The organism is Streptomyces sp. NPDC053069 (assembly GCF_044546895.1).
In the GTDB taxonomy this organism is placed as follows: domain Bacteria; phylum Actinomycetota; class Actinomycetes; order Streptomycetales; family Streptomycetaceae; genus Streptomyces.
In genome coordinates, this window is record NZ_JBITZN010000018.1 from 1 (window position 1) to 22,687 (window position 22,687).

Annotated in this window: 22 protein-coding genes and 1 rRNA gene; 18 read left to right on the forward strand and 5 right to left on the reverse strand. The window is 71.3% G+C overall.

Going from position 1 to position 22,687, the window contains the following annotated elements:
* The 10 genes from rrf to ACIGXP_RS32915 all read left to right on the forward strand — a co-directional run.
* Positions 1-92 (forward strand): 5S ribosomal RNA (rrf, locus tag ACIGXP_RS32870); the annotation flags it as partial.
* A gap of 62 nt (positions 93-154) precedes the next feature.
* A complete protein-coding gene (locus ACIGXP_RS32875; protein WP_399774622.1) occupies positions 155-799 on the forward strand; it encodes an HAD family hydrolase in 645 nt (214 codons plus the stop codon).
* 93 nt (positions 800-892) lie between these two features.
* Positions 893-1,630, forward strand: a complete 738-nt coding sequence (locus ACIGXP_RS32880; protein ID WP_399774625.1) for a VC0807 family protein — start codon at positions 893-895, stop codon at positions 1,628-1,630.
* A gap of 82 nt (positions 1,631-1,712) precedes the next feature.
* On the forward strand, positions 1,713-2,939 hold the full coding sequence (locus ACIGXP_RS32885; protein ID WP_399774628.1) for an MFS transporter: 1,227 nt from the start codon (positions 1,713-1,715) through the stop codon (positions 2,937-2,939).
* Entirely contained in the window at positions 2,890-4,062 is a 1,173-nt protein-coding gene (locus tag ACIGXP_RS32890) for an acetoin utilization protein AcuC (RefSeq protein WP_363220143.1), read from the forward strand. Before ACIGXP_RS32885 ends, ACIGXP_RS32890 begins: the two co-directional genes overlap by 50 nt.
* 129 nt (positions 4,063-4,191) lie before the next feature.
* Positions 4,192-5,007 (forward strand): phosphatase, encoded by an 816-nt coding sequence (locus tag ACIGXP_RS32895; RefSeq protein ID WP_363220142.1) that lies wholly within the window; start codon positions 4,192-4,194, stop codon positions 5,005-5,007.
* Between the two features lie 129 nt (positions 5,008-5,136).
* Positions 5,137-5,349 carry a helix-turn-helix domain-containing protein gene (locus ACIGXP_RS32900; RefSeq protein ID WP_121791081.1) on the forward strand — a complete coding sequence of 71 codons (213 nt, stop codon included), beginning with the start codon at positions 5,137-5,139 and terminating at the stop codon, positions 5,347-5,349.
* A gap of 147 nt (positions 5,350-5,496) precedes the next feature.
* Positions 5,497-5,595, forward strand: a complete 99-nt coding sequence (locus tag ACIGXP_RS32905; RefSeq protein ID WP_003948845.1) for a 30S ribosomal protein bS22 — start codon at positions 5,497-5,499, stop codon at positions 5,593-5,595.
* Between the two features lie 192 nt (positions 5,596-5,787).
* Positions 5,788-6,849, forward strand: coding sequence for an NAD-dependent epimerase/dehydratase family protein (locus ACIGXP_RS32910; RefSeq protein ID WP_363220141.1), 1,062 nt, complete (start codon positions 5,788-5,790; stop codon positions 6,847-6,849).
* Positions 6,850-6,861: 12 nt separating this feature from the next.
* Complete coding sequence (locus ACIGXP_RS32915) at positions 6,862-7,932, forward strand: lysophospholipid acyltransferase family protein (protein WP_363220140.1); 1,071 nt, start codon at positions 6,862-6,864, stop codon at positions 7,930-7,932.
* Between the two features lie 104 nt (positions 7,933-8,036).
* Here the strand turns inward: ACIGXP_RS32915 and ACIGXP_RS32920 are convergent, their stop codons facing one another.
* The 3 genes from ACIGXP_RS32920 to ACIGXP_RS32930 all read right to left on the reverse strand — a co-directional run bounded on the left by ACIGXP_RS32920 (position 8,037) and on the right by ACIGXP_RS32930 (position 11,598).
* Positions 8,037-9,254 carry a DUF5667 domain-containing protein gene (locus ACIGXP_RS32920; protein WP_399774631.1) on the reverse strand — a complete coding sequence of 406 codons (1,218 nt, stop codon included), beginning with the start codon at positions 9,252-9,254 and terminating at the stop codon, positions 8,037-8,039.
* Between the two features lie 247 nt (positions 9,255-9,501).
* Positions 9,502-10,338 (reverse strand): ECF subfamily RNA polymerase sigma factor, BldN family, encoded by an 837-nt coding sequence (locus ACIGXP_RS32925; protein ID WP_399774633.1) that lies wholly within the window; start codon positions 10,336-10,338, stop codon positions 9,502-9,504.
* A gap of 330 nt (positions 10,339-10,668) precedes the next feature.
* Positions 10,669-11,598: an HAD-IB family hydrolase gene (locus ACIGXP_RS32930; protein ID WP_363219966.1), complete on the reverse strand. Its 930-nt coding sequence runs from the start codon at positions 11,596-11,598 to the stop codon at positions 10,669-10,671.
* A gap of 142 nt (positions 11,599-11,740) precedes the next feature.
* On the opposite strand from ACIGXP_RS32930, the gene ACIGXP_RS32935 reads away from it, so the two are divergent.
* From ACIGXP_RS32935 to ACIGXP_RS32955, 5 genes are all read left to right on the forward strand, one after another.
* Complete coding sequence (locus ACIGXP_RS32935) at positions 11,741-12,022, forward strand: glutaredoxin family protein (protein WP_363219967.1); 282 nt, start codon at positions 11,741-11,743, stop codon at positions 12,020-12,022.
* Between the two features lie 281 nt (positions 12,023-12,303).
* Positions 12,304-13,080, forward strand: a complete 777-nt coding sequence (locus ACIGXP_RS32940) for a redox-sensing transcriptional repressor Rex (RefSeq protein ID WP_363219968.1) — start codon at positions 12,304-12,306, stop codon at positions 13,078-13,080.
* Positions 13,077-14,816 (forward strand): glutamyl-tRNA reductase, encoded by a 1,740-nt coding sequence (locus ACIGXP_RS32945; RefSeq protein WP_399774637.1) that lies wholly within the window; start codon positions 13,077-13,079, stop codon positions 14,814-14,816. The genes ACIGXP_RS32940 and ACIGXP_RS32945 overlap by 4 nt, the downstream gene beginning before the upstream one ends.
* Positions 14,813-15,772, forward strand: a complete 960-nt coding sequence (gene hemC, locus ACIGXP_RS32950; protein WP_363219970.1) for a hydroxymethylbilane synthase — start codon at positions 14,813-14,815, stop codon at positions 15,770-15,772. Before ACIGXP_RS32945 ends, hemC begins: the two co-directional genes overlap by 4 nt.
* A complete protein-coding gene (locus ACIGXP_RS32955) occupies positions 15,769-17,481 on the forward strand; it encodes a bifunctional uroporphyrinogen-III C-methyltransferase/uroporphyrinogen-III synthase (RefSeq protein ID WP_363219971.1) in 1,713 nt (570 codons plus the stop codon). Before hemC ends, ACIGXP_RS32955 begins: the two co-directional genes overlap by 4 nt.
* A gap of 52 nt (positions 17,482-17,533) precedes the next feature.
* On the opposite strand, the gene ACIGXP_RS32960 is transcribed toward ACIGXP_RS32955, so the two are convergent.
* The gene (locus tag ACIGXP_RS32960) at positions 17,534-18,826 is read right to left on the reverse strand and encodes an MFS transporter (RefSeq protein WP_399774640.1); all 1,293 of its coding nucleotides are present in this window, start codon (positions 18,824-18,826) and stop codon (positions 17,534-17,536) included.
* A 26-nt stretch (positions 18,827-18,852) separates the two neighbouring features.
* Here ACIGXP_RS32960 and ACIGXP_RS32965 point away from each other — a divergent pair, with 26 nt between their 5' ends.
* The 3 genes from ACIGXP_RS32965 to ACIGXP_RS32975 all read left to right on the forward strand — a co-directional run bounded on the left by ACIGXP_RS32965 (position 18,853) and on the right by ACIGXP_RS32975 (position 21,807).
* Entirely contained in the window at positions 18,853-19,422 is a 570-nt protein-coding gene (locus ACIGXP_RS32965; protein ID WP_399774642.1) for a CGNR zinc finger domain-containing protein, read from the forward strand.
* A 5-nt stretch (positions 19,423-19,427) separates the two neighbouring features.
* On the forward strand, positions 19,428-20,420 hold the full coding sequence (gene hemB, locus ACIGXP_RS32970) for a porphobilinogen synthase (RefSeq protein WP_363214298.1): 993 nt from the start codon (positions 19,428-19,430) through the stop codon (positions 20,418-20,420).
* A 163-nt stretch (positions 20,421-20,583) separates the two neighbouring features.
* Positions 20,584-21,807, forward strand: a complete 1,224-nt coding sequence (locus tag ACIGXP_RS32975) for a PLP-dependent aminotransferase family protein (RefSeq protein ID WP_399774644.1) — start codon at positions 20,584-20,586, stop codon at positions 21,805-21,807.
* Positions 21,808-21,826: 19 nt separating this feature from the next.
* Here ACIGXP_RS32975 and ACIGXP_RS32980 read toward each other — a convergent pair whose 3' ends face one another.
* Entirely contained in the window at positions 21,827-22,645 is an 819-nt protein-coding gene (locus tag ACIGXP_RS32980; protein ID WP_399774646.1) for a DUF4253 domain-containing protein, read from the reverse strand.
* Positions 22,646-22,687: the final 42 nt, after the last annotated feature.

Here is a 22,687-nt window from a genome sequence, read left to right on the forward strand (position 1 = left end):
CGCCCGGTTACATTCCGAACCCGGAAGCTAAGCCTCACAGCGCCGATGGTACTGCAGGGGGGACCCTGTGGGAGAGTAGGACGCCGCCGAACAAAATTTGAGAAAACCCCCGCACCACACGGTGCGGGGGTTTTCTGTGTTTAAGATCGATCGCATGCGCTATGACCTTGTCATCTTTGACAACGACGGTGTCCTCGTCGACAGTGAGCCGATTTCCAATCGGCACCTGGCCGCCTATCTGACCGAGCTGGGGCACCCGACATCGTACGAGGACTCCATCCGGGACTACATGGGATCGGCCATGCACCGGATCCATGAGCTGGTGCTGGAGCGGACCGGGCAGCGGCTGCCTGATGACTTCGACGACGTCTTCCATGCGCGGGTGTTCGCCGCGTTCGAGCGGGAGTTGGAGCCCGTTGCCGACGTCGAGGGCGTACTGGAGAAGCTGGCCGCGGACGAGGTGCCGTACTGCGTGGCCTCTTCCGGGAGTCATGCGCGGATCCGCGTCGGGCATCGGACGACCGGGCTCGACCGGTGGTTCACGGAGGAGCGCATCTTCAGCTCCGAGGACGTGGGGCGGGGAAAGCCGGCACCCGATCTGTTCCTGTACGCCGCTGAGCGGATGGGCGTTGCTCCCGAACGGTGCCTGGTCATAGAGGACTCTCCGCTGGGCGTGCAGGCGGCCGTGGCGGCCGGGATGGACGTCTTCGGGTTCACCGCGATGACGCCGGCGGCGAAGCTGGCAGGGGCCGATCAACTGTTCTCGTCCATGGGGGACTTGGCTGACCTGCTGGTATGACCTGAACCATCGGTCCGGGCCTGACAATTGTCATGCGGACGTCCGGACGATCGTTTCTACTGGCGGACCCCCTGCGGCGGCCAAGCTGAGGGCATGACGAAGAACACGGGGGCCCAGGGCCGGACCGAGCAGCAGCAGAGCCCGAGCGCGCTGGACAATTTCATGCCGCTGATCGTGGACGTGGCGGTGCCGCTCGGCTCGTACTACCTCTTCAAGGACGCCTTCGGGATGAGCACCTTCGCCGCGCTCGCCTGGAGCAGCGTGGTGCCGGCGGTGCGGACCGTGTGGAGCCTGGTGAGGGAGCGGAAGGCGAACGGACTTGCCGGGCTGATCCTGGCCGTCAACGTCGTCTCGCTGCTGCTGACCTTCGTCTCCGGCGATCCGCGGCTGATGCTCGCCAAGGACGGCGCGGTCAGCAGCACGGTCGCGATCGGGATCCTGCTCTCCGTGCGGCTGGGCCGGCCGATGATGACCGCGGGCCTGAAGCCCTTCCTGGTCAAGGGTGACGCGGCCAAGGAGGCGGCCTGGGCGCGGCTGATGTCCGGGGCGGCGGCCCGGTCCGCGGAGTTCCTGCGCAAGGAGCGGGTCTACTCCGTCGTCTGGGGCCTGGCGCTGCTCGCCGAGTGCGTCGCCCGGGTCGTGGGCGCCTACACCGTCCCCGTGGACACCATGGTCTGGCTGGGCACGGTCTTCCTGATCGGCGCGATCGGCATCGGCATGGTCGTCGGCGGTGGGCTGGCCATCGAGCCGATGGAGAAGATGCTGACCGCGGAGGCGGAGGCGGAGGCGGAGAAGGCCGGTCGGCCCGCCGACGTGGCAGTCGCCGCCTGATCGGCAAGGAAAGCAAAGCTGAAGGAAATTCATCTTTGGCTGGATCTACCCACGGGTAGTCCGGGGCCCTACGCTCGCCGCCATGACTGATGTGCTGCGGCGTGGCAGGGCCTCGCTGGCGTTCGGCTTCTTCGCCCAGGGCGTGACCTTCGCCCTGCTGGTGACGCGCATCCCGGCCGTCCAGGACCGGTACGGCATCTCCGACGCGCTGCTGCCGGCCTTCCTGGCCGCCGTACCGATACTCGCCGGTGTCGGCAGCGTGACCACCGAGCAGCTGGTGAAGCGGATACGGCCCAGCCGGCTGCTGCGCTGGTCCCAGCCGCTGGTGCTGCTGGCGCTGCTCGGTGCCGGGGCGGGCGAGCGGATCGCGGAGCTCGCGGTGGCGCTTGGCGCGTTCGGGCTGGCCGTGGGCGCGCTGGACGCCTCCATGAACATGCTCGGGGTGAGCCTGCAGCGGTCGTACGGGCGCAGCATCATGCTCAGCTTTCATGCCGCGTACAGCCTGGGCGGGATCCTGGGTGCCTCGCTGGCCTGGGTCGGGGCGCACTGGCATCTCGCGCTGTGGGTGTCGTACCTGCCGGTGGTGGCCGTGCTGCTGCCGGCGACGCTGGCGGGGAGCCGGTGGTACGTCGACGGGGATCCGGCGCCCCTGGAGGAGCAGGGCACCAAGGGCGGGGGTGTCGTCTTCAAGCTGCTGCTGCCGCTGTGTCTGGTGATGACCTTCGCCTACATCGGGGACTCGACGGTCTCCAACTGGAGCGCGAAGTATCTGAAGGACGTGCTGGGTAGTTCCGAGCAGCTGGCGACCGTGCCGTACAACGTGTACATGGTGACCACGCTGCTGGGGCGGGCCATCGGGGACTTCGGGGTGTGGCGGTTCGGGGCCGCGACGGTCGTACGGCTCGGGACGCTGGTGGCGGCCGGTGGGTTCGCGGTGGTGGCCTCGGCGCCCGGGGCGTGGGTGGGGATGCTGGGGTTCACGCTGCTGGGTCTGGGGTTGTGCGTGCTGGTGCCGCAGACGTTCGCGGCGGCGGGGCGGCTCGCTTTTGAACATCACGGTCCGGGGGCTTCGGATGCGGCCATCGCGCGGCTGAACATTTTCAATTACGTGGGGTTTCTGATCGGTTCGCCGTTGGTGGGGGCGCTGGGCGAGGCGTGGAGCTATCGGGGGGCCATGCTGGTGCCGATGGTGTTGGTGCTGGTGACACTGGTGTACGCCAGGTCGTTCGCTGCTCAACCGGACCGATACGGTGGCGGGCATGAGCGGCCGCGCACAGCTGATGTGGGACGAGGCAGTAACGGGCTATGACTTCGGCCCGGACCATCCGATGGATCCGGTCCGGCTGGCACTGACCCGCAAACTGGTGGGTGCCTTCGGGCTCGACCGGGAGATGGAGGTCGTCGCGGCCAAGCCCGCCGGGGAGTCGACGCTGCGGCTGGTCCACCGGGAGGACTACATCGACGCCGTGAAGGCCGCGTCGGCCGATCCGGCCGGGGCCGACGGGTCGTACGGGCTCGGGACCCTTGATGATCCTGCGTTCGCGGGGATGCACGAGGTGTCCGCGCTGATCGCCGGGCAGTCGGTGGGGGCGGCGGAGGCGGTGTGGCGGGGGGACGCCGAGCACGCCGTGAACTTCGCGGGCGGGCTGCACCATGCGATGCCCGGGGGCGCGGCGGGGTTCTGTGTGTACAACGACGCGTCGCTGGCCATCGCCCGGTTGCTGGAGCTGGGGGCCGAGCGGGTCGCGTATGTGGACGTCGACGTGCATCACGGGGACGGGGTGCAGGCGGCGTTCTGGGAGGATCCGCGGGTTCTGACGATCTCGCTGCACGAACATCCTCGTACGTTGTTCCCGGGGACCGGGTGGCCGCAGGAGACCGGGGCCGGGGCGGGGGAGGGGGCCGCGGTGAACGTGGCGCTGCCGGCGGGGACCGGGGACGGGGGCTGGGTGCGGGCGTTTCACGCGGTGGTGCCGGAGTTGCTCGCGGAGTTCCGGCCGCAGGTGCTGGTGTCGCAGCACGGGGCTGACACGCACTTCGAGGATCCGCTGGCGCATCTCGCCGTGTCGTTGGACGCGCAGCGGGCCGTGCAGGTGGCGTGCCATGAGCTGGCGCACGAGTACGCCGGGGGCAAGTGGGTCGCGCTGGGGGGCGGCGGGTATGCGGTGGTGGATGTGGTGCCGCGGTCGTGGACGCACTTGGTCGGGATCGCTGCGGGGCGGCCTGTGGCGCCGGAGACGGTGATTCCCGAGGGCTGGCGGCGGGAGGTGTTCGCCTTGACCCGGCAGTTGGGGCCGCAGCGGATGACTGACGGCCGGTGGCCGGTGAGTTGGGCGTCGTGGGAGTCGGGGTACGACCCCGCTGATCGCTTGGACCAGGCCGTACGGGCCACTCGCCGGGCGGTGTTTCCGCTGCGGGGGCTTCTTCCCTGAGCCGTCCGGGGGTTTCCCCATGGAGGGAGGCACGACTGCTCGCGGCTGCGGTGGCACGCGTTAGGCCAACCGTGCGCACTTGAGCCGTTCCGGTCCTCGGCCCCTCCCTCATGCGTCACCATCGCATCCGTGTGGACCGGCGGAGCTCTGCGTGCGCATCTGCTGGCTGTTCGGCTTGCCGGGGAGGTCGGGACCTCCCGGGAGGACAGCCTGCGGAGTTATCGGCTGTTCGCTGCCCGGGATCCGCGGGTGTTGATCGGCATCGATCCCGAAGGGTCCTGGGGGGAGCGGGACGTGCTGGGGCTCATGGCGGAGAGGTGCGGGGTTTCGGCCGATCCTCGGCACACTTCTGGCTTGGACGTGATCGATCCGGAGCGGACGCTGGCCGCGCTGGACGCTTTCGCGGCGCGGATCGGGGAGGCGGCCAGGCGGGGTGCGCCCGTGCTGTTCGGGACCGGGCATCCGCAGCGGCTGCTCGGGTTCTACGCCGGCTTGGCGGACGCGCTCTCGGCGGCGGGGTGTGACGTGCTCACCCCCGCGCAGGGTCGCTGTGTCGACATATTGACCCGGTTCGGTCTACGTACGTGTGCGGTCGACTACGCACGAGGTGTCGGGTTGGTGCGGGAAACCGTCGGTGGGCGCCCCGGTTGTGAGCCGGGTGTGCACTGCCATTCGCCGCTGCCGGTTCGGGTCGTGCTGGAGGCCGCGGCGGAAGGCGGAGGGCCGCTGCCCGAGTTGGTCGTAGGGGATCACGGGTGGGTCTGCGGTGCAGGTCAGCTGGGGTTCGAGGCCATCGGTCTGGCTGACACCGACGATCCGGCGCTGTTCGTCGGGGAGGCCGAGGGGCGCGTGTCCGTGGTCGTTCCGGTTGATGACGCCGTGCCGTCTGATCACTACCGGCCGCTCACCCGCTACGTACTCAAACGAGCGTGTCTGTCACAGTAGGCCTGCGATGGGTGCACCTCTTCCCCACTTGCATCACCCGCCCCTACATTGGGGAGTGAGCACGCAACGACGAAGAGTCACCGGAAGGGGAAGCCGGTGGCCGTCGAGTGCGGAAGGTTCAGGTGTGTCATGGCTGCAGCTGGCGAGAGGCCTCTGAACGAGGTTCAGTTCCTTACCGTGGCGGAGGTCGCCTCGGTGATGCGAGTGTCGAAGATGACCGTGTACCGCCTGGTGCACAGCGGTCATCTGCCCGCGATCCGGGTGGGGCGGTCCTTCCGCGTCCCGGAACAAGCGGTACACGAGTACCTCCGTGACAGCTATGTGGGGGTGGAGACGGCCTGACGGCAATCCCAGGGTGACCCCCGGGTGACCCGGGGCACCCCCCTCGATTACGACCTTGGCGCTCGGTTGGGTAGGCTAGCCCCTCGTAGGTCGTGTGGGCCCATGGCGCCCAAACAACCGAGTGATGAGAAGTGAGCGAGGGTAGTCGTGGGCTCTGTTATCAAGAAGCGGCGCAAGCGGATGGCCAAGAAGAAGCACCGCAAGCTGCTCAAGCGCACGCGCGTTCAGCGTCGCAACAAGAAGTAAGGCGACGCGCGCGAGCGTGTCAGCGTGGCTCTGTGGCCTCCCACCAACATTGGTGGGAGGCCACAGGCATGTCGGGGAACCCGTAGGTTCCGAGAGTGAATTTCCGTCACTTGGTGCATCGGGCGGTCATCACAGCGCAACAGCAAACCGCTAGGTTGGCCGTACGCATCCGTACGAAGGAAGGCGCTGATCTTGGGGAAGGTCGTGCTCGTCACCGGAGTGGCCCGGCAACTGGGCGGCCGCTTCGTACGGCGGATCCAGCGGGATCCCGAGGTCGACCGGGTGATCGCCGTGGACGCGGTGCCGCCGGCGCACCATCTGGGCGGGGCGGATTTCATCCAGGCCGACATCCGGCAGCCGGGGATCGCCCGGGTGCTCGCCGAAACAGGCGCCGACACGGTCGTCCACATGGACGTCACCGGGACCGCGCTGGGCAGCGGCAGCCGGGCCATGGTCAAGGAGACCAACGTCATCGGCACCATGCAGCTGCTCGGCGCCTGCCAGAAGTCGCCGACCGTGAAACGGCTGGTGGTGAAGTCCAGCACGAACGTGTACGGGTCGGCGCCGCGTGATCCGGCCGTCTTCACCGAGACGACCCCGCCGAAGTCGCTGCCCAGCGGCGGCTTCGCGAAGGACACGGTCGAGGTCGAGGGCTATGTGCGCGGCTTCGCCCGGCGGCGGCCGGACGTCGCCGTGTGCGTGCTGCGGTTCGCCAACATCCTCGGGCCCGCCGCGGACACCCCGCTCGTCTCCTACTTCGCACTGCCCGTCCTGCCGACCGTGTTCGGCTACGACCCGCGGCTGCAGTTCGTGCACGAGGACGACGTCGTCGAGGTGCTCAGGATCGCCTCGCACGAGCCGCGCCGGGGCACACTCAACAGCGGCACCTTCAACATCGCCGGGGACGGCGTGCTGCTGCTGTCGCAGTGCTCCCGGAGGCTCGGGCGGCCGACCGTGCCGTTGCTGCTGCCCGCGGTTACCTGGGCGGGTTCGCTGGTGCGTACGCTCGGAATGACGGACTTCTCGCCGGAGCAGATCCGGCTGCTCACGCACGGGCGTGTGGTGGACACGGTCCAGATGCGCGAGACGCTGGGTTTCACGCCCAGATACACGACGGCGGAGACGTTCGCGGACTTCGCGCGCGGCCAGGGGCCCGGGCTGGTCCCACCGGAGGCCCTCGCGGGGGCCGTCGACCGGATCGCCGCGCTGGCCGCGCGGGGCGGCGGCCGGCCCACCACGTACAGCGCCAACTGAGGAGCGGCAACGATGGCGGACGCCAAGGTCATTCCGTTCGACGACGACCGGTCCCGTGGGAGCGCCGTGCAGCGCCCGGCGCGGCGCCGCGGCGCGGGCAGCCGGCGCGGCCCCCTCGGCGAGGCCGGGGCCGGGGAGATGGGTGAGGTCCAACCTCTGCCGGGCCGGGCCCAGGCGCAGGAGGATGGGCCTGTGAGCCGTGCCGAGGAGCCTCGGGGGGCGTCGGGGGCCGACGGGCGGGACAGCGGCCTGGAGCGGCGCGTGGCGGCCGGGCTGGCCTTTCTGCGGCGCCGGCTGACCGGGGACTACGACGTCGACGACTTCGGTTACGACGAGGAGCTGACCGACCAGGTCCTGATGTCGCTGCTGCGGCCGGTCTACGAGAAGTACTTCCGGGTCGAGGTGAAGGGCATCGAGAACATCCCGGCGAAGGGCGGGGCGCTGATCGTCGCCAACCACTCCGGGACTCTGCCACTGGACGGCTTGATGATGCAGGTCGCCGTGCACGACCACCATCCGGCCGACCGTCATCTGCGGCTGCTGGCGGCCGACTTGGTGTTCGTGCTGCCGGTGGTCAACGAGCTGGCCCGCAAGCTGGGGCACACCCTGGCGTGCGCGGAGGACGCGGAGCGGCTGCTGGCGCAGGGCGAGCTGGTCGGGGTGATGCCGGAGGGTTTCAAGGGCATCGGGAAACCTTTCAGCGAGCGGTACAAGCTCCAGCGGTTCGGCCGCGGCGGTTTCGTGTCGACCGCGCTGCGTCAGGGCGCGCCGATCATTCCGTGCTCGATCGTCGGGGCGGAGGAGATCTACCCGATGATCGGCAACGCGAAGACGCTGGCGCGACTGCTGGGCTTCCCGTACTTCCCGCTGACTCCGACGTTCCCCTGGCTCGGCCCGCTCGGCGCGGTCCCGTTGCCGACGAAGTGGACCATCCAGTTCGGCGAGCCGATCCCGACGGACGGTTATCCGCCGGAGGCGGCCGAGGATCCGATGCTGATGTTCAACCTGACCGATCAGGTACGGGAACAGATCCAGCACACGCTGTACAAGCTGCTGGTGCAGCGGCGGTCGGTGTTCTTCTGAGCCGGAGGCGCCGGCCGGTACTGGCCCGGGTACGACGGTGGGGGCGCCCTGCTTGGAAAGGGCGCCCCCACCGTCGTACCCGGGCCGTCGTACCCGTGTCGGGGCTAGTGCGTTTCCTCGCCCTCGATGCCCAGGCCGGGCAGGAGGCCCGGCAGGAGCGGCGGGACGGTGACGTCCGGTGCGCTCGTCGGGGGCTTGCTGGTGGACGGCGCGCTGCTGCCGGGGCCGAGCTTCGGCGGTTCCAGCAGGCCGCCCGTGTTGCCGCCGATGAGGCCCTCGCCGCCGTTGCCGATGGCCGAGTGGCTCGGGTCTCCGGTGCTCGTGTGCTTGCCGGAGGACGGGGTGTGGCCGGCGGAGCTGGGTGCCGCGGACCGGTGGCCGCCGGAGGAACCGGTGGATGCGGAGCCGGCGCCCTGCCGCTTGCCGTCGCTGCTCGGGGAGGGCGACTGCGGGAGCAGGGACTGCAGCGGGGCGACCTCTTGGTCTATGGCGTCGAACACCGACGACACCTGCTCTTTGACGTCCCCGAGCTGCACGGGCAGCTTGTCGCTGAGCGCGCTCCAGGCTTCCCGGTGGGAGCGGGAGAACGCGGACAGGGCCTGGATCGGGCCGAGCGAGCCGGGGTCGGCCTCATAGGCCTCGTGGAGCAGGCGGTGGCCCTCGGTCACGTCGTGCTGCATGCCCGAGAGCGTGCGGCGGATCTCACCGATGGACTCGTGGTCGAGCCGGCCGCCGCGTCCCCGCTCCATCAGCCGACGAGCCTCGCTGAGCCGGGTGGAGGCCTGGTCGAGGTAGGTCTGGCCGCGCTGGTCGTCGCCGTCGGCCAGGTAGTTGAGCTTGAAGTCCTCGATGCCGCGTTTGAGGCCGTACAGCGAGTCGCCGGGCAGGGCGTCGGAACTCGCGGCGGCGACGCCGCCGAAGGCCCCGGCGGCCACGCCGACGCTGAGGCCGCCCGCGGCGAGCCCCTTGGTCAGCCGGGAACGCGGGCGGAGTTTGCCCAGGGGGCTCGCCCGGTGCGCGCCTTTCTGTCTGGGTACCGACGCGTCCGCCGCCCCGGCGCCCTCCTGGAGCATGGCCTCCATCGCGGCCACCAGCTGGGCGCGCTGCACGACCTTGACCTCGGGGTCGAGCTGCGGCCTGGGCAGTGCGCCGAGGTCCGCGGCGAGGGCCAGCAGCTCGCCCTGCTCGGTCTGTTCCTCGGCGGTCGGCGGACATCCCGCCGGACCTACGGACTGCTCGGCCGCCGTGTCCCAGTCGGACTGCTCCTCCAGGGCCTGGGCGAAGGCGCTCGCCCGCCGGTGGGCCGATACGTTCGCGATCACTGGCGGCACCTCCTCTCGTCATGACGGTCGACTCCCCAGGGGGTCCTGAGGGTTGCACGCCGCGACCACTTCCACACGATCGAGTGATCAGGGTCGGCCAAGACGTGACCACAGGGAGCCTGTATCCCGCACAACGACTGGCGCGGCACTTGGGTTACGGACGGCGGATGACCGGTTCGGAAAGGCAACCGGCCTTCACTGAACGTGAGTTGGACATCGCTGTGGGTGTCGGGGCGTGGGCTGCGGCTCAGCGCGCGTCGTCCGGCAGAAGCCGGGCCAGGGTGCGTACGGCGCGGTACTGCAGGGTCTTGATGGCGCCTTCGTTCTTGCCCATGACGCGGGCGGTCTCGGCGACCGAGAGGCCCTGCAGGAAGCGGAGCGTCACGCACTCCTGCTGCTGCGGGTTGAGCCGGCGTACGGCGTCGAGCAGCGCGGCGTTCGACAGGGACTCCAGGACGGAGTCCTCCGGGGAGCGCTCGACCTCGTTGGCGTCGAGCATCTCGCCGGTGGTGACCTCCAGCCGGAAGCGGCTGGACTTGAAGTGGTCGGCGACCAGGTTCCGGGCGATCGTCACCAGCCAGGCGCCGAAGTCCCGGCCCTGCCAGGTGAAGGTGCCGATCCTTCTGAGGGCCCGCAGAAAGGTCTCGCTGGTGAGGTCCTCGGCGGTGGCCCGGCCGCCGACGCGGTAGTAGATGTACCGGTACACCGTGTCGCTGTACTGGTCGTACAGCCGGCCGAAGGCCTCGGCCTCGCCCGCCTGGGCGCGCTCGACCAGGTCCATCATCCGGGCGCTGTCGCTGTCGGCGGCCGGACGGCGGGCGGTGGTGGTGGCGCCGGCGGAGCGTCCTCGTCTGCCGGCCGCCCGCCCGTCACCCGACCACCGCCCCTCGACGACGGCGCTGCGCGCCGGCCCCTGCTCCATGCCGTCGGCCAGTGCGTAGCACGGGCCCACGGGCGCGGCGGCGGCGAAGGCGGGGACGGCGTACGCGGTGGGGACGAGGCCGCGCAGCGTCTCTTTGACCGTTGCGACTGTTGCGCGCAGCGTAGCCAGGCCCGAGGCGTCAACCCCGACGTGTGGGTACACGGGACTCCCAGAGGCAGAGCTTCCATCACGTGCAGTGCGGGACCGTTCACCCGTCGTAGCGACGGAGGGGTACCGGTTTGCGTCTGAGGAGAATAACGCTTCGTGCAGGCACTGCTACACCGAGTTGCTCAAATCATCGATTGCGTCGCTTCTCTTATCGATTGACGCCGCATCAAGTGCCGCAGATTGACCGCTTGTTGATCGAAAAGGGGCTGGTTTCGGCGAGGTAGGGGGCGTGTTGAAATGGCCGCGGCATAATCCGGGCGCGGTACCGGTGGGAGCGGGATTGACGCGCTTCTGCGACGGTGATCCGGGTCCGCCGATGCGGATCTATCGGCGCCGGCGGCTCAGGGCGATCGCCGCCGCCGTACCGCCGGCGACCGCGCCGACCCCGGCGGCCGCCGGGATGCCGACCTTCGCCGCCTTCCGCCCCGTGCGGTAGTCCCGCAGCCGCCAGTCCTTCTCGCGGGCGTGCCTGCGCAGCTTGGCGTCGGGGTTGATGGCGTACGGGTGGCCGACCAGGGACAGCATGGGAATGTCGTTGTGGCTGTCGCTGTAGGCCGCGCAGCGGGACAGGTCCAGGCCCTCCGCCGCGGCCAGGGCGCGGACCGCCTCCGCCTTCGCGGGGCCGTGGAGGGGCTCGCCGACCAGCTTGCCGGTGTAGACGCCGTCCACCGACTCGGCCACCGTGCCGAGGGCGCCCGTGAGGCCCAGGCGGCGGGCGATCACCTGGGCGATCTCCACCGGCGCCGCCGTGACGAGCCACACCTTCTGGCCGGCGTCCAGGTGGGCCTGGGCCAGGGCGCGGGTGCCGGGCCAGATGCGGTCGGCCATGTACTCGTCGTAGATCTCCTCGCCGATCGATGCGAGCTCGGCGACGCGGTGGCCCTTGACGATCGACAGTGCCGAGTCCCGGGCCTCCTGCATGTGCTCCGGGTCCTCGACGCCGGCCAGCCGGAACCACGCCTGCTGCCAGGCGAACCTGGCCAGGTCGCGGGTCTCGAAGAACTTCCGCTTGTACAGGCCCCGGCCGAAGTGGAAGAGCGCGGCGCCCTGCATCACGGTGTTGTCGAGGTCGAAGAAGGCAGCCGCCTTGTCGTCGCCGAGGACCGGGAACTCCGGCTCCTCCTCGGCGACCTGCGGAGCCTCCTGCGCTTCCTGGGAGGACTTGCGGGCAGCCTCCGCCGAGGCCTCGCCTGCCAACACGCTGCGCGCCGTGGCGGAGCGCCTACGGGGGGTGAGCCATCCGAGAGCGGCCATGTCGTGAGCATAGCCAGTTTGTTCGGTGCTTCCTGCAGGCGAGAGGTTGGAAGGGTGTGAACTCTCCGCGACCGGGCCGTTAAACCCCTGCCGGACCAGGTGGGGGGCGCGCGGGGGAGCGGTCGGCGGCCGACGCGGGAGAATGGCCGGTATGAGTCCCCTGTTCCGGCGCAAGGCCGATCCCCGCGAGCGGCTCGTCACACTGATCCGCAAGCCCGGCTGTCATCTGTGCGACGACGCGGAGCTCGTCGTCGAGAAGGTCTGCGGCGAACTCGGCGTGTCCTGGGAGCAGAAGGACATCACCGAGGACCGCTCGCTGCACGACCAGTACTGGGAGCAGATCCCGGTCGTACTGATCGACGGCGAGCAGCACACGTTCTGGCGTGTGAACGAGGAGCGACTGCGTCGGGCACTGACCGACTAGTCCAAACTGGCCCGGAAAGTCGCTTAGGATCGACGGCGGTTTGGTCTCGGGGGCGGGATTCGTGAGGAGAGTGTGCGGTTTTGCCCCCAGTAACGAAGGAACGTCGGTGCGTATGTGCCGGTTCCCGGCGAGGGCGCCCCGGTTGCGTGACCCCGGTCACTTCTGCCGGGCAAATCGGACACCATCTTTGTGCACGCGTTCACAAAGACATAGCCTGCTGTCGACGGGGCGGTCTGGGGACGTATGACCGCCCGCAGCCCCGCTCTACCCGCAGGAGCACCGTGGCAACTGGCCGAACACACCGACCGGCGACCCGTAGCCGAGGGATTCCCGAGGCCACCGTCGCCAGGCTTCCGCTGTACCTCCGAGCCCTGACCGCGCTGTCGGAGCGCTCGGTACCCACGGTCTCCTCCGAGGAGCTGGCCGCGGCGGCGGGGGTCAACTCCGCCAAGCTGCGCAAGGACTTCTCGTACCTGGGCTCCTACGGAACGCGCGGTGTCGGCTACGACGTGGAGTATCTCGTCTACCAGATCTCCCGTGAACTCGGCCTGACCCAGGACTGGCCGGTTGTCATCGTCGGTATCGGCAACCTCGGCGCCGCCCTGGCCAACTACGGCGGGTTCGCCTCCCGTGGATTCCGGGTCGCGGCCCTCATCGACGCCGATCCCGCAATGGCCGGAAAGCCGGTGGCCGGCATCCCCGTCCAGCACACGGACGACCTCGAAAAGATCATCAAGGACAACGGCGTCTCCATCGGCGTGATCGCCACCCCCGCCGGTGCCGCCCAGCAGGTCTGCGACCGGCTCGTGGCCGCCGGGGTCACCTCGATCCTGAACTTCGCGCCGACCGTGCTGTCCGTCCCGGACGGCGTCGACGTGCGCAAGGTCGACCTCTCGATCGAACTCCAGATCCTCGCCTTCCACGAGCAGCGCAAGGCCGGCGAGGAGACCGCCGCGGGCGACGGCGCGCTGCCCGCCGCCGCTCCCCGCGGCGTGGCCGCCGACGCTTCCGCCGACCAGGGACCCGACGGGGACGTACCCGCCGTGATGCCGGCATGAGTCTCCTCGTCGTCGGGCTGAGCCACCGCAGCGCGCCGGTCAGCGTGCTGGAGCGGGCCGCGCTGAGCGCGGACGCCCAGACCAAGCTGCTGCAGGACACGGTCGCCGCCGAGCCGGCCACCGAGGCCGCGGTGCTCGCCACCTGCAACCGCATCGAGCTGTACGCCGACGTGGACAAGTTCCACGCCGGTGTCGCCGAGCTGTCCACGCTGCTCGCCCAGCACAGCGGTGTCGGCCTGGAGGAACTGACCCCCTATCTCTACGTCCACTACGAGGACCGGGCCGTCCACCACCTGTTCTCGGTGGCCTGCGGCCTGGACTCGATGGTCGTCGGCGAGGGGCAGATCCTCGGGCAGATCAAGGACGCCCTGGCCAGGGCCCAGGAGCTGCACACCGCCGGACGGCTGCTGAACGACCTGTTCCAGCAGGCCCTGCGGGTGGGCAAGCGGGCCCACTCCGAGACCGGTATCGACCGCGCCGGGCAGTCCCTGGTCACCTTCGGCCTGGAACAGCTGGCGGTCTCCGCAGCGGTGCCCGCCTGGGCGGAGGGCAAGAAGGCGCTGGTCATCGGCGCCGGCTCGATGTCCTCGCTGGCCGCGGCCACGCTTGCGCGGGCCGGGGTGGGCGAGGTCGTCGTCGCCAACCGCACCTTCGAGCGCGCCGAGCGGCTCGCGCAGATCCTCACGGACGCCGAGGACAACACGACGACGGCCCGCGCGGTGCCGATGGATGCCATACCGGGCGAGCTGACACGTGCCGACGTCATCGTCTCCTGTACCGGGGCGACGGGCCTGGTGCTCACGGCCGAGGCGGTCGCCCAGGCGGTCGAGGGCCGCACCGGCGTCCCCGTCGCCGAGATCGCCGACAGCGGTCGTACCACCGAGGACGGCAGCGCCCGTACGGCCCCCAAGGCCGGCGTCGCCCCGGCCGCGAAGACCACCGCCACTCCGCTGCCGCCCGCCGGCGTCGGAACCGACGAGAACTGCCCGCTGGACCTGGCCGCCGTGCAGCCCGGCTTCTCCGTCATGGGGGAGGCGGCCGTCGCCGGCATGGACGCGGCCACTTTGGAGCAGCACGCGGCCTGGGTGGCGGGCGGCACGGTGGACCGCCGGGACCGGCGTTCACCCGAGGCGGACGCCGAGCTGATCACCGCGCTCGCCGCGACCGTCGCGACCGTCGGCCGGATCCCCGAGCGGCGCAAGCCGGAGCCGGTGGCCGAGCGTCCGGCGCCCTCCCTCTTCCTGCTCGACCTGGCCATGCCCCGCGACATCGACGCGGCCGTGCACCGGCTGGCCGGGGTGCGGCTGGTCGACATCGAGTCGCTGGCGGAAGCTTCCGCCGACGCGCCGATGGCGGCCGATGTGGACCTGGTCCGGCGTATCGTCTCCGACGAGGTCGCGGCCTTCGGCGCGGCACAGCGGGCGGCGCACATCACGCCGACCGTGGTCGCGCTGCGCACCATGGCCGCCGACGTCGTCGCCAGTGAGATCGCACGGCTCGACGGCCGCCTGCCCGACCTGGACGAACGCCAGCGCGGCGAGATCCGCCAGGCCGTGCACCGGGTCGTCGACAAGCTGCTGCACGCGCCGACCGTACGGGTCAAACAGCTCGCGGCCGAGCCCGGCGGTGCCGGGTACGCGGACGCGCTGCGCACCCTGTTCGACCTCGACCCCGAGACGGTCGCCTCCGTCTCCCGGGCCGGGGACAGCACAGACAAGAAGGACCGACCGGCATGAGTGACAAGGCTTTGAGACTGGGGACCAGGCGGAGCAAGCTCGCCATGGCCCAGTCCGGGCAGGTGGCGGAGGCCGTTCGCCAGGTGACCGGGCGGCCCGTCGAGCTGGTCGAGATCACCACGTACGGCGACACCTCCCGTGAGCAGCTGGCGCAGATCGGCGGCACCGGCGTGTTCGTCACGGCGCTGCGCGACGCGCTGCTCAAGGGCGAGGTCGACTTCGCGGTTCATTCGCTCAAGGACCTGCCCACCGCGCAGCCCGAGGAGCTGGTCCTGGCCGCCGTACCGGAGCGCGAGGACCCGCGGGACGTGATCGTCGCCCGTGACGCGCTGAAGTTCACGGACCTGCCGCGTGGGGCGCGCATCGGCACCGGCGCGCCGCGCCGCATGGCGCAGCTGAACGCGTACGCCCGCGCCCACGGACTGGACATAGAGACGGTCCCGATACGCGGCAACGTCGACACCCGCATCCGGTACGTCCGGGACGGCGAACTCGACGCGGTCGTGCTGGCCGCCGCCGGACTGAACCGGATCGGCCGGATCGACGAGGTGACCGACTTCCTGTCGGTCGACACGGTTTTGCCCGCCCCCGGCCAGGGGGCCCTGGCGATCGAGTGTGCCGCGGACAACGCGGACCTGATCGCGGCGCTCGGCGAGCTCGACGACCCGTTCACGCGGGCCGCCGTGACCGCCGAACGGTCACTGCTCGCCGCCCTGGAGGCCGGCTGCAGCGCCCCGGTGGGCGCGCTGGCCGACCTTCTGGCCGACGGGCAGATTGTCAAGGAAATGCGCCTGCGCGGCGTCGTCGGCACGACCGACGGCACCCGCATGGTGCAGCTGTCCACCACCGGTCCCGTGCCCCAGACGCACGACCAGGCGATGGCACTCGGTCGCGACCTTGCCACCGAGATGCTCGCCCAGGGCGCGGCCGGTCTGATGGGGGAGCGAGCACATTGAGCCCCACCGCCCTTCCTGCCGCCGGTCCTGAACACGGGCACGTCACCTTCCTCGGTGCCGGACCCGGAGATCCGGGACTGCTGACTCTGCGCGCCGTGGAGGCGCTGTCGCACGCGGACGTCCTGGTCGCCGAGCACGAGGTGCTCGACGTGATCCGGACGCACGCCCGACAGGGCGTCTCCGTCGTGCCCACGGACAGCGACTCCTCCTCGGTGTCGCCGCCGGGCACGGGCACGCCCCAGCTGACGGTCGTTGACGGCACGTCAACAACCGCCGCGGCCCCGGCTGCTGCCCGGGATGCCGCTCATCTTGTCATGGAGGCTGCGCGGGGCGGCAGGCGGGTCGTGCGTGCGGTGTCCGGGGACCCGGGACTTGATACGTACGCGGCCGAGGAAATGCTCGCCTGCGCCGCCGCCGGGGTGCCCTTCGAGGTCGTACCGGGCGTGGCGGCGGCAGTCGGCGTGCCCGCGTACGCCGGTGTGCCGCTGCGGGACGCCGAGGGCGCGGACGTCCGGTTCGTGGACGCCCGTACGGCCTCCGACCGGTGCTGGACGGAGGTCGGCGCCTCGGACGGCACGGTCGTCGTCTCCACGACCCTGGACTCGGTCGCCGCCGCGGCGGGTGAGCTGGTGACGGCGGGCCGCAAGCCGGACACCCCCCTGACGGTGACGATCGCCGGTACGACGACCCGCCAGCGCACCTGGACGGCGACGCTCGGCACGATCGCGCAGACCCTGAAGCAGGCGAAGGTGCTGCCGTCCCCCGACGGCGGCCGGCCGGTCATAGCCGTGGTCGGCGAGCGCAGCGCCGCCGCCCGGCGCGACCAGCTGTCGTGGTTCGAGTCCAAGCCGCTGTTCGGCTGGAAGGTGCTCGTGCCGCGCACGAAGGAGCAGGCGGCGTCGCTCTCCGACCAGCTGCGGTCCTACGGCGCGGTGCCGCACGAGGTCCCGACGATCGCGGTCGAGCCGCCGCGCACGCCCCAGCAGATGGAGCGCGCGGTCAAGGGCCTGGTGACCGGCCGCTACGAGTGGATCGCGTTCACGTCGGTCAACGCGGTGAAGGCGGTACGGGAGAAGTTCGAGGAGTACGGCCTCGACGCGCGTGCCTTCGCCGGTATCAAGGTGGCCGCGGTGGGCGAGCAGACGGCCAAGGCGCTGGTCGCCTTCGGCGTGAAGCCGGACCTGGTGCCGAGCGGCGAGCAGTCGGCCGCGGGTCTGCTGGAGGACTGGCCGCCGTACGACCCGGTGTTCGACCCGATCGACCGTGTCTTCCTGCCCCGGGCGGACATCGCCACGGAGACCCTGGTGGCCGGTCTGATCGAGCTGGGCTGGGAGGTCGACGACGTCACGGCCTACCGGACCGTCCGTGCCTCGCCGCCGCCGGCGGAGACGCGTGAGGCGATCAAGGGCGGCGGGTTCGACGCGGTGCTCTTCACGTCGTCGTCCACGGTCCGCAACCTGGTCGGCATCGCGGGCAAGCCGCACAACGTGACGGTGATCGCGTGCATCGGTCCTGCCACGGCCAAGACCGCCGAGGAACATGGTCTGCGGGTCGATGTGATGGCTCCCGAGCCGTCCGTGCACAAGCTGGCCGAGGCGCTGGCCGACTTCGGGATGAAGCGGCGCGCTGCCGCGGTGGAAGCCGGGGACCCGGTGACGCGGCCCAGCGAACGCCGCCCGGGAGCGCGCAGGCGCCGTACGACCACCTGACGGCGGACCCGTGGCGCCCCGCACCCGTGAACCCGGGTGCGGGGCGCCACGGTCATTTCTCTGCCCGCACTTTCTCGACCGGTGCCGCTCGGCGGGACCGGGTTCGGGTCGCGGGGAGGGCTCCGCGTGCGGTGAGCGCGACGGTCGCCGCCGTGGGCACGGCGAGGGCCGCCCAGGCGGGGGTGAAGCTGCCGGTGGCGTCGCGGAGGAGACCGAGGGCGGGCGGGACCAGGATCACGGCCACCTGGGTGATGGCCATGACCAGGCCGAGGGCGAAGCCGGTCCGGCCCGGCGGGGCGGACTCGGTGAGGTGGGCGACCCAGGGGCCGTACCAGCCGATCCCGAAGAAACCGAGCCAGGCGAACAGGACCGCGGCCGCCCCGGGGTGACGGCCCACCGGGGTCGTCAGGGCCACGAGTCCGGCCACTGCCGCGGCCATGCTGACCAGGATGGGCAGGTAGCGGCCGGCGCGGCTGTGGTCGCTCCACGCCGCGAGCGCGATCCGGCCGAGTCCGCCCGCCACCTGGACCGCCACGAGGACGGCGGCGGCCGGGCCGGGTCCGAGGGAGGTGACCTCGTGGAGGTAGAGCGCGCCGAGGACGCCGATGCCGCTGTGCACCGAGACCATGCACAGGCCGGAGAGCAGGATCCTCCGCATGGCCGGTTCACGGAGCATCGTCAGCCGGGCGAGGAGTGACGCGGCCGGTACGTCGTAGGCGGCGCCGGCAGGGGCCGCAGGCATGGGCGACGGCATGGCCGGCCGGCGGTAGAGCGCGGTGAACGTCCCGGCGCCCAGGAGTGCGACGAGGCCGCCGGCCGCGAGCGCCGACCGCCACCCGTACGACACGGCAAGAGCCGGCAGCACGGCCGCGGCGAGGGCCCCGCCCAGCGGAAGCCCGGCCTGCCGGACACCCATCGCGAACCCCCGCTGCCCGGGGTCGAACCAGGCCGCGACCGACTTGCTGCCGCCCGGCTGCGCCGTGCTGTACCCGGCCCCGACGACCAGAAGGACGACGAGCAGGGACACGTATCCCTGCGCCAGGCTCCCGGTGAGCAGCCCCAGGCCGACCACGCCCGCACCGATGCCGACGACCCACCGCTCGTCGTAGCGGTCCAGCAGGTCACCCACCACCAGCAGGCCGATCAGCGGCATCAGTTGGGAGGCGGACAGGAGCAGGCCGAGCTGGGCCGTGCCGAGGTCGAGCGCGCGTTCCAGGGGAACGGCCATCGCCCCGATGCCCTGGACGAAGAAGCAGGAGGCGGCCTGGGTGAAGGTGGCGATCCCGAGGACCGTCCAGCGGTACGGATCGCGGACCGCGACCGCCGCGGCGGAGTGGTGACTCATGAGCCCCAGGCTGGTGTAATGGGCTTATGCACCTCAACCCTTACGGCGAGGACGCCGTGCACCTTGCCGCCGCGCTCGCCAACGGGCGCCCGGCGAGCCCCGAGGAGCTGGTGACTCGCTGCCGCGCCGCCGGCCTGGTGGTCGAAGACACCGCCACCGAAGCCGATCTGACGCGCACGCACGCCTTGCTCGACGCGTGGGAGGGAGTGGTCGACGCACCGGACGAGCGCGAGCGCGCCGCGCGCCTCAATCTGATGCTGGCCGAGGGCACTTCCCACCCCCGTCTGACCGACCACGCGGGCGGCTGGCACCTGCACTACCGCGACGAGCGCCAGTCGCTCGGCGGCCTGCTGTTCGCGCTGGTCTCGGTGGGCACCGCGCTGCACCTGGTCGGGCGCGGCATGCACCGGCTCGGGCGGTGCGCCGTCACCGAATGCACCACGATCTTCGCCGACACCACGCGTACCGGGCGCCGCCGCTACTGCTCACACCGGTGTGCCAACCGCGACGCCGTGCGCCGCCACCGCGCCCGGCCGGGCGATGCAGCGGGCCGACACGGTGTTGGCAAAGGCCGGGGCCGGGCGGGCGTAGCGTAGAAGGCATGACGAAGTACGGATCGTTTCCCGGTACCCGTCCCCGGCGGCTGCGCACCTCGCCCGTCATGCGCCGTATGGTCGCCGAGACGCGCCTGCACCCCGCCGATTTCATCCTCCCCGCCTTCATCCGTGAGGGCGTGAGCGAGCCCGTGCCGATCGGCGCCATGCCCGGAGTCGTCCAGCACACCCGCGACAGCCTGAAGAAGGCGGCGGCGGAGGCCGTGGCGGCCGGGATCTCCGGGATCATGCTGTTCGGTGTGCCGGAGGAGGCCAAGAAGGACGCGCAGGGCACGGCCGGGACCGATCCGGACGGGATTCTGCAGGTCGCCCTTCGTGACATCCGTGCCGAGGTCGGCGACGACCTGCTCGTCATGTCCGACCTGTGCCTCGACGAGTTCACCGACCACGGGCACTGCGGGGTCCTGGACGCCGAGGGCCGCGTCGACAACGACGCGACCCTGGAGCGGTACGCCGAGATGGCTCAGGTGCAGGCCGATGCCGGCGCCCACGTCGTCGGGCCGAGCGGGATGATGGACGGTCAGATCGGCGTCGTCCGCGATGCGCTGGACCAGATCGGCCGCGAGGACGTGGCGATCCTCGCCTACACCGCCAAGTACTCCTCCGCCTTCTACGGCCCCTTCCGCGAGGCCGTCGCCTCTTCGCTCCAGGGCGACCGCAAGACCTACCAGCAGGACCCCGCCAACTGGCGTGAGTCGCTGCGGGAGCTGGAGCTGGACCTCGCCGAGGGCGCGGACATGGTCATGGTCAAGCCGGCCGGTCCGTACCTCGACATCCTGGCCCGGGTCGCGGACGCGGTGGACGTGCCCGTCGCCGCCTACCAGATCTCCGGCGAGTACGCGATGGTCGAGGCCGCCGCCGAGAAGGGCTGGGTGGACCGGGACCGGGCCGTCTTCGAGACCCTGACGGGCATCAAGCGCGCCGGGGCGCGGAACATCCTCACCTACTGGGCGACCGAGGTGGCACAGAAGCTGCGGTAGGGGCGAGTGACGGGGGCGGGGCCGCGGGGGCTGATCGCCGCTCCTTCGGGGCGCTCTTGGCGCGCACGGACACCAACGGACCGTCCGGATCGCGGAATTACCGTTGTAGACGGCACGTACGTCTCTAGTCTGTCGGCTCCGAGAGCCGAAGGAGAGCCGCGCCATGACCGTCGCCGAGTCCGCCCCGAGATTCCTCACGACCCTCGCCGAGCCCGCTCCCGTCCCGCCTCTCGCCGCACGGGCTCGCCGTGTGGGCGGGTCGCCCGTGCGGGACATCCTCGCGGTCACCGCACGGCCTGAGATGATCAACTTCGCGGGCGGCCTCCCGGCACCGGAACTCTTCGACCGGGAGGGCATGGCGGCGGCATTCCGGGAGGTCCTGGCGGACGCCCCGGCACAGGCGCTGCAGTACTCCACGACCGAGGGCGAGCCCGTCCTCCGCGCCGCCCTGGCCGCACGCATCACCGCCCGCGGCCTGCCCACCACCCCCGACGACCTGCTCATCACCACCGGCTCCCAGCAGGCCCTGTCCCTCCTGGCCACGGCCCTGCTCGAACCCGGCGACACAGTGCTGGTGGAAGACCCCTGCTATCTGGCGGCACTGCAGGTCTTCGGTCTCGCGGGCGCACGCGTGGTGGCCGTGCCGGGCGACGCGGACGGGGTGGACCCGGCCGCGCTGGAGGAGGCGATCCGCCGTGAACGCCCCAAGCTGCTCTACCTCGTCCCCACCTTCCAGAACCCCACCGGCCGCACGATGCCCGCGCCGCGCCGCACGGCGATCGCCGCCGTGGCGGCCCGCCAGGGCCTGTGGATCGTCGAGGACGACCCGTACGGCGAACTCCGCTACGACGGTGAACCCGTTCCCTGGATCGCCGCCCTGCCCGGTGCCGAGGACCGCACCGTCGTCCTCGGCTCCTTCTCCAAGGTGATGGCCCCCGGCCTGCGCCTCGGCTGGCTGCGCGCGCCCGCCGAGCTGCGCTGGGCGTGCACCGTGGCCAAGCAGGCGGCGGACCTGCACACCCCGACGCTCAACCAGCTCGCCGCGGCCCGCTACATGGACGTCCTGGACGCCCATGTGGAGCGGGTGCGGGCCGTGTACGGCGCACGCCGGGACGCCATGCTCGCGGGCCTGCCGGCCGCCCTCCCGCCCGGCTCGCAGTGGAGCCGGCCCGAGGGCGGCATGTTCCTCTGGGTGCGCCTGCCGGAGTCGTACGACACCCTCGCCCTGCTTCCTCGTGTGGTCGAGCAGAACGTGGCCTACGTCCCCGGTGCGCCCTTCTACGCGGGCGCACCCGACCCCTCCACCCTTCGCCTGTGCTTCGTCACGCAGACACCCGAGGAGATCGCCGAGGGGCTGCGGCGGCTGGCGCGGGGGCTCGGCGGCTGAGCCGGCCCGGCTGCCGCCGTCAGTCCCACCAGAAGGTCCACACGGGCTGCCCGACCAGGTCCTTCGCGTAGGTGCGGAGGGTGTCCCGCTCGCCCTGCAGCACGATGTCCGGGCAGAACGCGAAGTGCTCCGCCGCCACCGCCTCGGCTTCCTCCTGCGTGGCCGGCGGGGCCGCGACGGACACGACGAGGGTGTCCAGACCGAGGGCCACGACCCGTATGCCGAAGCGGTCCTCCCAGGAGCGCAGCACCGCGCACATCCGGGCCACGTCGGCCTCGTAGTTCACCGGGCCGGTCCAGCCGATCACCGCCGGGATGTCGGCGGACCGGCGGGCCGGAACCAGGGCGAGGTGCGCCTCCTCGACGTCCGGCTCCCGGTCCCCGCCCAGCGCGTCGGCGACCTGCGCGGCGCGGGTGTCCGGGTCGGCGGAGAGGGCGGCGGGGGCGGGCGCGAGACCGGGCCACTCGCTCCCGAACGGCTCGATCTCCTCGGCTGTCCCACCGTCCTCCGTCTCCTCCTCCCAGTACTCCGCGAGGACGTCCTCGGCGTCGTGATCGCCCGGGTACGACGTCTCGCCGGGCAGCAGCACCCAGCTCTCCACGCCGTCCCCGGAACCACCGGCCACGAGCACGGGCAGCAGCCCGGCGCGGGCAGCCGGCGCGCCCAGCGCCTTCCAGGTGCCCGGCGCGGCCGGCTTCTCCGCGTACCACAGCAGAGGTTCGTGCCAGGAGCCGTCGTGGGACATGTCGACGAGCCTGCCGGGCGGCAGTTGGAGCCCTAGGGAACGCCCGCTGGGGTCGGTGGCCAGCTTGGGCAGCGGATTGGGAAGAGTCGCCATGTCCGTGACTGTAAAGCCCGGCACTGACAACGCCGTTGACCG